Raw genomic sequence first — 12,079 nt, 5'->3', positions numbered from 1 at the left:
CTGCAGCATGCGGTGCGAAAGCAATAAATGTCGTTGGGTTTTCTGCGTCTTTAAAGCGTGCGTCTGCTGAATCTGTTATGACTAAAAATGATGCGGAAGAAAGCGCGAGGGGTGAAAGCAGAAACAAAAAAACCAGCACAGCGTTGAACGCTATGCTGGCTCAGGCATACATTACATATTTTCGATGATCGCGTCACCAAACTCTGAACATTTCAGCAGTTTAGCGCCATCCATCAGGCGTTCGAAATCGTAAGTCACGGTTTTGTTAGCGATAGCGCCTTCAACACCTTTAACAATCAGGTCAGCCGCTTCGAACCACTCCATGTGACGCAGCATCATTTCCGCTGACAGAATGACTGAACCTGGGTTCACTTTATCCTGACCAGCATACTTAGGTGCTGTACCGTGGGTTGCTTCGAACAGTGCACATTCGTCACCGATGTTCGCGCCTGGGGCGATACCGATACCGCCAACCTGCGCCGCCAGGGCGTCAGAGATGTAGTCACCGTTCAGGTTCATACAGGCGATAACGTCATATTCTGCCGGACGCAGCAGGATCTGTTGCAGGAACGCATCAGCAATCACATCTTTAACGATGATCTCTTTGCCGGTGTTCGGGTTCTTAAACTTCATCCACGGGCCGCCGTCGATCAGTTCGCCGCCGAACTCTTCTTTCACTAACTGGTATCCCCAGTCTTTGAAAGAGCCTTCGGTGAACTTCATGATGTTGCCTTTGTGAACCAGGGTCAGTGAATCACGATCGTTGGTGATGGTGTATTCTACTGCCGCGCGTACCAGACGTTTGGTACCCGCTTCTGAACACGGCTTAACGCCGATACCGCACTGTTCAGGGAAGCGAATTTTCTTCACGCCCATCTCTTCGCGCAGGAACTTGATCACTTTGTCCGCTTCGGCAGAGCCCGCTTTCCACTCGATACCTGCATAGATATCTTCGGAGTTTTCACGGAAGATCACCATGTCGGTCTCTTCAGGGCGTTTAACCGGGCTTGGCGTGCCTTTGTAGTAACGTACAGGACGCAGGCAGACGTAGAGGTCAAGCTCCTGACGCAGTGCCACGTTCAGTGAACGAATACCGCCGCCGACCGGGGTGGTCAGTGGGCCTTTGATGGCCACGCGATATTCTTTGATTAAGTCGAGCGTTTCCTGTGGCAGCCAGACGTCCTGGCCGTAGAGTTCAACTGACTTCTCACCGGTGTAAATCTCCATCCAGGAGATTTTACGCTCGCCGTTGTAGGCTTTCTTCACCGCCGCGTCGACGACTTTCAGCATGACCGGGGAAACATCAACACCGATACCGTCACCCTCAATGTAAGGAATGACTGGATTGTTTGGCACGGTAAGCTTGCCCTGATTCAGGGTGATTTTCTGACCTTCCGCCGGAACAACTACTTTGCTTTCCATTAACCTCTCCTGGGCGTTTGTTAATGATTTGTAAGATGCGCGTCAATACTACTTGAATATTTCGGCCACGCCAATCACCGCAATTTCACGTTATAATGCGCCGATTGTCTCTGACTGCAAAGCCCATGCGAAAAACAACTCAACGAATTCACCAGGATAAACGATTCAGCCGCCCGACGCGTGATGCGCGACGCCCCCCTGCTCGCCCTGCGATGCCGCGCCGTGTGATTTTGTTTAACAAACCGTTCGACGTGCTGCCACAATTCACCGATGAAGCAGGTCGCCGCACCCTGAAAGATTTTGTCAGCGTCGCAGAAGTCTATGCCGCAGGCCGCCTCGATCGCGACAGTGAAGGTTTGATGGTGCTGACCAACGACGGCGCGCTGCAGGCCGCGCTGACGCAGCCCGGTAAACGGACCGGCAAGGTCTATTATGTGCAGGTAGAAGGCGAGCCACAGGAGGCGGATCTGCAGCCGCTGCGGGATGGGGTTAATCTTAAAGATGGCATGACCCTGCCCGCTGGCATAGAGAAAGTGCCTGAGCCTCAGTGGCTTTGGCCTCGTCAGCCGCCGATCCGCGAACGTAAAAATATCCCGACGCAGTGGCTGAAAGTCACACTGTATGAAGGCCGTAATCGTCAGGTACGCCGGATGACAGCCCATATTGGTTTCCCCACCTTACGGTTAATTCGCTACGCGATGGGACAGTATTCACTCGACGATCTGGCTCCCGGTGCATGGCGCGAACTCAGCAATATTGCGCCTTGAGCTTCTATCTTTTATAACCTCAGGTTAACAATTGCGGAGAAGAGATGTTTAAACCTCATGTTACTGTCGCCTGTCTGGTTCAGGCTGAAGGTGAACTGCTGGTGGTAGAAGAGACGATTAACGGTCGTGCCACCTGGAACCAGCCAGCCGGACATCTCGAAGCGGATGAAACGCTGCTGGAAGCTGCCGAACGTGAACTCTATGAAGAGACCGGCATCGCCGCTTCGATGCACTATTTCATCGGAATAAACCAGTGGATCGCGCCCGACAGTACGCCTTTTGTGCGTTTTTTATTTGGCGTCGATCTGGCGGAGAAAGCACCAACCCAGCCGCAGGACAGCGACATCGATTGTTGCTGGTGGCTGCCGCCAGCGCAGATTCTCACTGCCTCCAACCTGCGTTCACCGCTGGTTGCGGAAAGCGTACGGCTGTGGCAACAGGGCACGCGCTACCCGCTACATCTGGTCAGCCCGTTCCAGTGGCCGTTTCACGAGGGTGCGCGCCTGCCTTCTGCATGATAGAATGCGCCGCCTGTTTTTTTATCGTAATGCGAGCGTGTCATGTCTGACAACAGCCAGAAAAAAGTGATCGTCGGTATGTCCGGCGGCGTCGATTCTTCCGTTTCCGCCTGGTTACTGCAGCAGCAGGGTTACCAGGTTGAAGGCCTGTTCATGAAGAACTGGGAGGAGGACGATGGCGAGGAGTATTGTACCGCCGCGGACGATCTGGCGGATGCGCAAGCGGTCTGCGACAAGCTGGGTATGAAGCTGCACAAAGTTAACTTTGCGGCTGAATACTGGGATAACGTCTTTGAGCATTTCCTCGAAGAGTACAAAGCGGGCCGCACGCCTAACCCCGATATTCTCTGCAACAAAGAGATCAAATTCAAAGCGTTCCTGGAGTTCGCCGCAGAGGACCTGGGCGCAGATTTCATCGCCACAGGTCACTACGTGCGCCGCCATGACGTGGACGGCCAGAGCCAGCTGTTACGCGGTCTGGATGGCAACAAAGATCAGAGCTATTTCCTCTATACGCTGAGCCACCAGCAGATCGCCCAGAGTCTGTTCCCGGTCGGCGAGCTGGAAAAACCGGAAGTGCGCCGCATTGCCGAACAGCTGGACCTGATCACCGCGAAGAAGAAAGATTCGACCGGCATCTGCTTTATCGGCGAACGCAAATTCCGCGACTTCCTGGCGCGCTATCTCCCCGCTCAGCCTGGCGAGATTGAAACCACGGAAGGCCAGATTGTCGGTGAACATCAGGGGCTGATGTACCATACTCTGGGACAGCGTAAAGGCCTGGGGATTGGCGGCCTCAAAGAGAGCAAAGATGATCCCTGGTATGTCGTCGACAAAGATGTGGCCCGTAACCGCCTGATTGTCGCCCAGGGCGGCGATCATCCGCGTCTGATGTCCGTGGGCCTGATTGCCCAGCAGTTGCACTGGGTTGATCGCCAGCCGATTACCGCCCCGCTTCGCTGCACCGTGAAAACCCGCTATCGTCAGACCGATATTCCCTGTGAGATTATTCCACACGGCGACGATCGCATTGAAGTGCGTTTCGATGAACCCGTCGCTGCGGTCACGCCGGGTCAGTCTGCGGTGTTTTACCTTGGTGACGCTTGCCTCGGTGGCGGTATTATCGAACAACGCCTGCCGTTAGTGGCAGAGTAAGCGGGAACAGCCCGCGTTGATGACGCGTAAACAGGAGTAACCGTGGCGAAAAATTATCAGGAAATTACGCTGGCGCTGGCGGGCATCTGTCAGTCCGCCCATCTGGTGCAGCAGCTGGCTCAGCAGGGTCACTGCCAGCCAGAGGCACTGACCGTGTCGCTGCGCAGCGTGCTGGACCTTAATCCTGGCTCCACGCTGGCGGTGTTTGGTAACAATGAAGCCAACCTGCGCCTCGGGCTCGAAACTCTGATGGCGGTGCTGAACAGCAGCAGTCGCCAGGGCGCAGGCGCAGAACTGACGCGTTATACCCTGAGCATGATGGTGCTGGAGCGCAAGCTTAGCGCCAGTAAATCCGCCATGGCCACACTGGCACAGCGCATTACACAACTGGATCGCCAGCTGGCGCATTATGAACTTGAGTCCGACACCATACTGAGCGCGATGGCGGCCATCTATGTAGATGTGATCAGCCCGCTTGGCCCACGTATTCAGGTTACCGGTTCGCCTGCGGTGCTGCAGAATACGCAGGTGCAGAGTAAAGTGCGCGCCACGCTGTTAGCCGGTATCCGTGCGGCTGTCTTGTGGCAGCAGGTCGGTGGTGGCCGACTGCAACTGATGTTCTCGCGTCAGCGTTTGCTGCGTGAAGCAAAAACCCTCTTATCCCGGCTGCCACTGACTTACTAAGTCGGTGCGGCAAAACACGCTAAATGATTCAGGAGTTGCACTGATGGAATTATCCTCTCTGACCGCCGTTTCACCTGTCGATGGTCGTTACGGCGATAAAGTCAGCCCGCTGCGTGCGATTTTCAGCGAATACGGTTTGCTGAAATTCCGCGTTGAGGTTGAAGTTCGCTGGTTACAAAAACTGGCCGGGACCGCAGAGATCAAGGAAGTTCCTGCATTTGATGCCGACGCAAACGCTTTCCTTAATGCGATCGTCGCCGGTTTTTCTGAAGACGATGCGGCACGCATTAAAGCCATCGAGCGCACCACCAACCACGATGTGAAAGCGGTAGAGTATTTCCTGAAAGAGAAAGTCGCCGATCTGCCTGCCCTGCACGCCGTTTCTGAATTTATCCACTTCGCCTGCACTTCAGAAGATATTAACAATCTGTCGCACGCGCTGATGCTGGAAACCGCCCGTCGTGACGTCATCCTGCCTTACTGGGAGCAGCTGATTAGCGCCGTGAAAGGCCTTGCCAGCGAATACCGTGATATCCCGCTGCTCTCCCGCACCCACGGCCAGCCGGCAACGCCATCGACCATGGGCAAAGAGATGGCTAACGTCGCTTACCGTCTGGAGCGTCAGTTACGTCAGCTGAAGCAGATCGAGGTGCTGGGTAAAATCAACGGCGCGGTCGGTAACTACAATGCCCACATTGCCGCCTATCCGGAAGTGGACTGGCATGAACTGAGCGAGAACTTTGTCACCTCGCTGGGGATCACCTGGAACCCCTACACCACGCAGATTGAGCCGCACGACTATATCGCTGAGATGTTCGACTGTATCGCCCGCTTTAACACCATCCTGATCGATTTCGATCGCGATATCTGGGGCTATGTGGCACTGAACCATTTCAAACAGAAAACCATTGCGGGCGAGATCGGCTCATCCACCATGCCGCACAAGGTGAACCCGATCGACTTCGAAAACTCGGAAGGCAATCTGGGTCTGGCGAATGCCGTCATGCAGCATCTGGCCAGCAAGCTGCCGGTTTCACGCTGGCAGCGTGATCTGACCGATTCCACCGTGCTGCGTAACCTCGGCGTGGGCGTCGGTTATGCGCTGATCGCTTATCAGGCCACGCTGAAAGGCATCTCTAAGCTGGAAGTGAACCGTGACCGCCTGCTGGATGAGCTGGACCACAACTGGGAAGTGCTGGCAGAACCGATTCAGACAGTGATGCGCCGTTACGGTATTGAAAAGCCTTATGAGAAGCTGAAAGAGCTGACGCGTGGTAAACGCGTGGATGCCGCCGGTATGCAGGCGTTTATCGACAGTCTGGCGTTGCCAGAAGAAGAAAAAGTCCGTCTGAAGCAGATGACGCCAGCAAACTATATTGGCCGCGCTATCCAGATGGTTGACGATCTGAAATAATACCCGCCGCAGACCGGCCCCGTCCGGTCTGCGTTAACATCTTGTTTAATACATTTCGCGTATACTTTCTGCAGGTTGACTCAAACAGAGTGTAAGGAATTTCTATGCGTGTTCTGGTTGTTGAAGACAATGCCCTGCTGCGCCATCATCTCGCCGTCCAGTTACGTGACATGGGCCATCAGGTCGATGCCGCCGAAGACGCCAAAGAAGCCGACTATTTTCTTCGCGAACATCTGCCCGATATCGCACTGGTCGATCTCGGCCTGCCGGATGAAGATGGCATGTCGCTGATTCGCCGCTGGCGCAGTGATGCCGTGCGTCAGCCGATTCTGGTGCTAACCGCCCGCGAAGGCTGGCAGGCGAAAGTGGAAGCGCTGGAAGCCGGAGCGGATGACTACGTCACCAAGCCGTTTCACATTGAAGAGGTCGCGGCACGTCTGCAGGCGCTGATGCGCCGTAACAGTGGGCATGCGTCGCAGATCATCGATATGGCACCGTTTCAGGTGGATCTCTCGCGCCGTGAACTCACGGTCAATGAAGAGCCGGTGAAGCTTACCGCCTTTGAATACACCATTGTCGAGACGCTGATCCGTAACGCGGGCAAAGTGGTCAGTAAAGACTCGCTGATGCTGCAGCTTTATCCTGACGCTGAACTGCGTGAAAGCCACACCATCGATGTTCTGATGGGGCGTCTGCGCAAAAAAATTCTGGCGTTGCACCCAACCGACGTCATCGCCACTGTCCGTGGCCAGGGTTACCGCTTTGATCTCTGACCATGTCCTGGTTTAACCGTTATCGCCCTATCTCGCTGCGCGCCCGCTTTCTGCTGGCGTCTGCAGCAATAGTTCTCTTCCTCTCGCTCTCTTACGGCATGGTCGCCGTGATTGGCTATGTGGTGAGTTTCGATAAAAACACCTACCGCGTCATGCGCGGCGAGAGCAATCTGTTCTTTACGCTGGCGCAATGGCATGACAACACGCTCACCATCGCCCAGCCGGAACGGATGACACTCAATTTCCCGACACTGGTGTTCATTTACGATGAGCACGGTAAGCTGCTGTGGCAGCAACGCGATGTGCCTGAGATCCGCAAAAAAATCCGTCGTGAATGGCTGCTGAAGCCCGACTTTTACGAGATTGATACCAGCAACCGCACCAGCATGGTGGCGATGGGCAATAACGTAAATGCTAAGCAGCGGCTCAACGACTGGGACACGGACAGCAACGACACCTTTACCCACTCAGTTGCTGTTAACCGTTACGATGCCACCACCAATCTCCCTGCGCTCACCATCGTGGTCGTCGATTCGATCCCGCAGGAGCTGCAGCATTCTGATGTGGTCTGGTCATGGTTCAGCTATGTGCTGGCGGCCAACCTGATACTGATTATTCCGCTGTTGTGGCTGGCGGCGCACTGGAGTCTGCGGCCGATTGGCGCGCTGACACAGCAGGTGCGTGAACTGGAGACCAGTCAGCGCGAGAACCTGGCAGATAATCCACCGCAGGAGCTGCGCAGTCTGGTGCGCAACCTCAATCTGTTACTGACGAATGAGCGGCAGCGTTATACCCGCTATCGCACCACGCTTTCGGATCTGACCCACAGCCTGAAAACCCCGCTGGCCGTCTTACAGAGCACCCTGCGGTCGCTGCGAAACGGCAAAGAGCTGACAATAGAGCAGGCTGAGCCGGTCATGCTGGAGCAGATCAGCCGTATCTCGCAGCAGGTCGGATATTATCTGCATCGCGCCAGTATGCAGGCCGACCACAACCCCTTGCAGCGCGACATCCATTCCGTGTCCGGTTTGCTCGACAGCCTCTGTTCGGCGCTGAATAAAGTCTATCAGCGCAAGGGTGTGGCGATTTCGCTGGATATATCCCCGGAGCTGACCTTTGTGGGCGACCAGAATGATTTTATGGAAGTGCTGGGCAACGTGCTGGATAACGCCTGCAAGTACTGCCTGGAGTTTATCGAAGTCAGCGCTTATCAGAGCGAAAATGCACTGCATCTCTATATCGACGATGATGGTCCGGGCATTCCTGAAAGCAAGCGTGATTTAGTCTTCGTCCGGGGTCAGCGCGCCGATACCCTGCGTCCCGGTCAGGGGCTGGGTCTGGCGGTGGTGCGCGACATTCTGGAGCAGTATGAAGGCAACGTGATTGCCTCCAGCAGCGCACTTGGCGGAACACGCATGGAAGTAGTCTTTCAGCGCCAGGAAGTCGAACATCGCCGCGAGTAGAAAACCCTCAGGGCTGTTATACTTGCTGGCATTTACAGCCCTAAGCGGAACCCTTTTATGGACTATCAGCTCGATATTAACTGGCCCGATTTTATTCAGCGCTACTGGCAGAAACGCCCGGTAGTGCTGAAGCGTGGTTTTAAAAACTTTGTCGATCCTCTTTCACCGGATGAACTTGCTGGTCTGGCGATGGAAAACGAGGTGGACAGCCGCCTCGTCAGTCATCAGGATGGCAAATGGCAGGTCAGCCACGGCCCGTTCGAGAGCTACGATCATCTGGGAGAGAACAACTGGTCGCTGCTGGTCCAGGCGGTCAATCACTGGCATGAGCCTTCTGCCGCGCTGATGCGCCCTTTCCGTTTCCTGCCTGACTGGCGCGTCGATGACCTGATGGTATCTTTTGCCGTGCCTGGCGGCGGTGTCGGCCCGCATTTCGATCAGTATGATGTATTTATCATTCAGGGTACCGGTCGCCGTCGCTGGCGCGTTGGTGAGAAAGTGCCGATGAAGCAGCACTGCCCGCACCCGGATCTGCTGCAGGTTGAACCGTTCGATGCCATCATTGATGAAGAAATGGAGCCGGGCGATATTCTCTACATCCCGCCAGGATTCCCGCACGAAGGTTACTCACTGGAAAACGCCCTGAACTACTCCGTGGGTTTCCGTGCTCCAAGCGGCCGGGAGTTAATTAGCGGCTTTGCTGATTACGCGCTGGCCAATGAGCTGGGCAGCCTGCGCTTTAGCGATCCGGATGTGCCTTCTCGCGACTGTCCATCACAGATCCTGCCGCAGGAGATTGAAGGCGTTCGTCAGCTGATGCTGGATGTGGTCAATCAGCCAGAGCATTTTGAGCAGTGGTTTGGCGAATTTATTTCGCAGTCGCGTCACGAACTCGACGTCGCGCCGCCGGAACCGCCTTATCAGCCTGACGAAATTTATGATGCGCTGCAACAGGGTGATACCCTGAGTCGGTTAGGTGGCCTGCGTGTTCTGACCCTTGGCGACGCGGTTTATATCAACGGCGAGCGGGTTGAGTGTTCACGTCCCGATGTGATGGCAGTGCTGGCGAATCACTATCGCATAACACTCGACGATCTGGGTGATGCGCTGGATGATCCCGCCGTACTGGCGCAGATCGCCGGTCTGGTGAATGCCGGTTACTGGTTCTTTGGCGACGACGAATAATCAACACAGCGCTATCGGGCGCTGCTGCTGAATCAGGCTCTCTGACCCTTGTGGCAGAGAGCCTTTTTATTTAACTCTTCTTCTGCGCTGCCAGCTCTGACAGACGCACAATCACTTCCACCGACTTCGCCATGATATTCAGCGAGGCGAATTCATGCTTGCCGTGATAGTTATAGCCGCCGGTAAAAATATTCGGGCAAGGCAACCCTTTCCACGACAGTGACGAGCCATCTGTACCACCGCGAATCGGTTTCACCACCTGTTCAATGTCACAGTCACGCATCGCCTGTAAAGCCAGGTCGATAATGTGCGGGAACGGCTCGACCTTTTCACGCATGTTGCGATAGCTGTTAGTGATCTCAACCGTGACGGAGCAGTCCGGGTGCAACGTTTTGTTAATCTCCGCTGCAATCTGCAGCAGCGTCTGTTTACGCTGTTCAAAACTCTCTGTTTCGAAGTCACGAATGATATAGAGCATCTCAGCGTGTTCTACACTGCCTTTGATCTGATGCAGATGATAGAAGCCCTCATAGCCGTCGGTATATTGCGGTTTTTCACTGGCCGGAACGGCAGCATGGAACTGATTTGCCAGCTCCAGCGCATTGACCATCACGCCTTTTGCGGAGCCCGGGTGCACGTTATTACCGACAATTTTGACGGTGGCGGAGGCGGCATTGAAGTTCTCATACTCGAACTCGCCCAGATCGCTGCCATCAATGGTGTAGGCCCAGTCAGCCGCGAACGCGTCCACATCAAAATGTGAGGTGCCACGACCAATCTCTTCATCGGGCGTAAAGGCGACGCGGATCGCACCGTGCGGCGTGTCGCTGTTTGCCAGGTGCGCCATCGCCGTCATGATCTCGGCGATACCCGCTTTGTCGTCCGCTCCCAGCAGGGTTTTGCCATCGGTGGTAATGAGCGTGTGTCCAATCAGCTTGTGTAACACCGGGAACATCACCGGCGAGAGAATCTCGTTGCCATTACCCAGGGCAATGTCTCCGCCGCGATAATTTTCGATAATCTGAGGGTTCACATGTTTTGCCGTAAAGTCAGGCGATGTATCCATGTGCGAGATAAAACCGATGACCGGCGTCGGCCAGTCGACATTGGCGGGCAATGTGCCCATGACGCAGCAGTGATCGCTTAGGGTGACATCGACAAAACCCAGCGCCAGCAGCTCTTCCTGAAGCTGACGCGCCAGCGTCCACTGCCCTTCACTGCTGGGGACCTGACGAGCCTGCGGCTTAGCCTGCGTCTCAACTGCCACATAACTTAAAAAGCGCTCAAGTAACTGTTCCATAGCCCATCCTTTAAAAGTGCCGTCCGATATTATTCACAGACCCGGCGGTTATAACGTTGCGTAAAATCATCTGGAGACAGGTTAGCGCTGTCGATAACCTTTGGGAAAGCAATAAGCCCGAAATAAACGCCTTATTACAAGATTGTTGCAGCAAACCTCGCAATGTTAATAACAAAGAGGCGGTTTGACCCGGCGAGAAAATCACCGCAGCGTGCAGACTCAACACAACGGTTACAGGGTCAGAGGAGAAAAGCGTCCCGTGGCTGGGACAAAAATCCGGGCGCGTTTTGAATAACGTAAGCGTCGGCCTGTTTACGGGCGCACCTCAGGGATGAGGTGCGTCATCGTGCGGGCCAGGCAGTTATGGATGACGGTTTTGCGGCTTTCCGATCTGACCGTGTTCCCGGTGCAGGCTGGATCTCACCGCTAATCGGGCCAGATTTTGCCTGTAACCTCGGGTGCGGTTATAGCCGCCCCGCTTACTTATAAAGCCCGCGCAGCAGCTTATGCACAAACTCCGGCACCACTTCGCTCGCCAGACCATAGTGCCGCTCAGCAAATTCATTGCCGACCTGGCTCGGTTCCAGATTCAGCTCAACGGTATGCGCGCCCTGGATTTTGGCTTCATGGACAAAGCCTGCAGCCGGATAAACGTGGCCTGAGGTGCCGATAGCAATAAAGTAGTCCGCCTGTTCCAGCGCCTGATAAATCTGCTCCATGCCCAGCGGCATTTCGCCAAACCACACCACATGCGGCCGCAGTGCAGAGGGGAACTGGCAACAGGTGCAGCGATCGTCCGGCGTGATATCACCGGTCCACTCAATCACCTGACCGCTGGTGACACAGCGCACTTTTAACAGCTCACCGTGCATGTGCAGCACCCGACTGTTTCCGGCTCGCTCATGCAGATTGTCGATGTTTTGCGTGACCAGCAGGAAATTATCGCCTAATACCTGCTCCAGTTCTGCCAGCGCCAGATGAGCGGCATTGGGCTGAATCTCCGCCTCCTGTAACTGCTGGCGGCGCGCATTATAGAAGCGCTGCACCAGCGCGGGATCGCGCCTGAAGCCTTCAGGCGTTGCAACATCTTCCACGTGGTGCTCTTCCCACAGGCCGTCAGCCGCGCGGAAGGTCCGGATGCCGGACTCCGCTGAAATGCCTGCGCCGGTCAGCACCACAACATGCGGCTGAGGATGGGCGGCAAGTTCGGCCTGACGATCGCGCTCAAAAATGCGCTGGCGAAAGCGCTGATGCACTTTTCTCCGGGTTTTCTTCAGGCGGGCAAGTCGTATGCGGCGACGTGGTGTACGCATAAAATCTCCTGGCGTAGCGGCTGCGGTGAGCCGCTCTAAACAGATTCCGGGTCAACATCACCCGATAGTAACGGTTGCTGAGGGC

Annotated in this window: 11 protein-coding genes; 8 read left to right on the top strand and 3 right to left on the bottom strand. The window is 55.3% G+C overall.

The window, feature by feature from the left end; all coding sequences use genetic code 11:
• Nucleotides 1–171 precede the first annotated feature (171 nt).
• Nucleotides 172–1,422: an NADP-dependent isocitrate dehydrogenase gene (icd, locus tag P2R09_RS03530; protein WP_008925947.1), complete on the bottom strand. Its 1,251-nt coding sequence runs from the start codon at nt 1,420–1,422 to the stop codon at nt 172–174.
• A gap of 104 nt (nt 1,423–1,526) precedes the next feature.
• Between icd and rluE the strand changes: the two genes are divergently transcribed.
• The 8 genes from rluE (at nt 1,527) to P2R09_RS03490 (ending at nt 9,381) form a co-directional block, all read left to right on the top strand.
• Nucleotides 1,527–2,189 (top strand): 23S rRNA pseudouridine(2457) synthase RluE, encoded by a 663-nt coding sequence (rluE, locus tag P2R09_RS03525; protein ID WP_219848843.1) that lies wholly within the window; start codon nt 1,527–1,529, stop codon nt 2,187–2,189.
• A gap of 44 nt (nt 2,190–2,233) precedes the next feature.
• Entirely contained in the window at nt 2,234–2,707 is a 474-nt protein-coding gene (locus P2R09_RS03520) for an NUDIX hydrolase (RefSeq protein ID WP_003849831.1), read from the top strand.
• 42 nt (nt 2,708–2,749) lie between these two features.
• Nucleotides 2,750–3,862 carry a tRNA 2-thiouridine(34) synthase MnmA gene (gene mnmA, locus P2R09_RS03515; protein WP_275767123.1) on the top strand — a complete coding sequence of 371 codons (1,113 nt, stop codon included), beginning with the start codon at nt 2,750–2,752 and terminating at the stop codon, nt 3,860–3,862.
• A 42-nt stretch (nt 3,863–3,904) separates the two neighbouring features.
• Nucleotides 3,905–4,546, top strand: coding sequence for a high frequency lysogenization protein HflD (gene hflD / locus P2R09_RS03510; protein WP_008925946.1), 642 nt, complete (start codon nt 3,905–3,907; stop codon nt 4,544–4,546).
• A gap of 43 nt (nt 4,547–4,589) precedes the next feature.
• Nucleotides 4,590–5,960: an adenylosuccinate lyase gene (gene purB / locus P2R09_RS03505; RefSeq protein ID WP_275767121.1), complete on the top strand. Its 1,371-nt coding sequence runs from the start codon at nt 4,590–4,592 to the stop codon at nt 5,958–5,960.
• Between the two features lie 104 nt (nt 5,961–6,064).
• A complete protein-coding gene (gene phoP, locus P2R09_RS03500) occupies nt 6,065–6,733 on the top strand; it encodes a two-component system response regulator PhoP (protein ID WP_003849836.1) in 669 nt (222 codons plus the stop codon).
• Between the two features lie 2 nt (nt 6,734–6,735).
• Entirely contained in the window at nt 6,736–8,196 is a 1,461-nt protein-coding gene (gene phoQ / locus P2R09_RS03495) for a two-component system sensor histidine kinase PhoQ (RefSeq protein WP_003849837.1), read from the top strand.
• Between the two features lie 57 nt (nt 8,197–8,253).
• Nucleotides 8,254–9,381: a cupin domain-containing protein gene (locus tag P2R09_RS03490; RefSeq protein ID WP_008925944.1), complete on the top strand. Its 1,128-nt coding sequence runs from the start codon at nt 8,254–8,256 to the stop codon at nt 9,379–9,381.
• A 70-nt stretch (nt 9,382–9,451) separates the two neighbouring features.
• Here P2R09_RS03490 and pepT read toward each other — a convergent pair whose 3' ends face one another.
• Both pepT and cobB read right to left on the bottom strand, forming a co-directional pair.
• Nucleotides 9,452–10,681, bottom strand: coding sequence for a peptidase T (pepT, locus tag P2R09_RS03485; protein ID WP_275767116.1), 1,230 nt, complete (start codon nt 10,679–10,681; stop codon nt 9,452–9,454).
• A 479-nt stretch (nt 10,682–11,160) separates the two neighbouring features.
• Complete coding sequence (cobB, locus tag P2R09_RS03480) at nt 11,161–11,994, bottom strand: Sir2 family NAD+-dependent deacetylase (RefSeq protein ID WP_003849841.1); 834 nt, start codon at nt 11,992–11,994, stop codon at nt 11,161–11,163.
• Nucleotides 11,995–12,079: the final 85 nt, after the last annotated feature.

The organism is Pantoea sp. Cr_R13 (assembly GCF_029222565.1).
In the GTDB taxonomy this organism is placed as follows: domain Bacteria; phylum Pseudomonadota; class Gammaproteobacteria; order Enterobacterales; family Enterobacteriaceae; genus Pantoea; species Pantoea eucalypti.
Note: the sequence above shows the minus strand (reverse complement) of the source record. Positions and strands in the feature narration are given on the sequence as shown.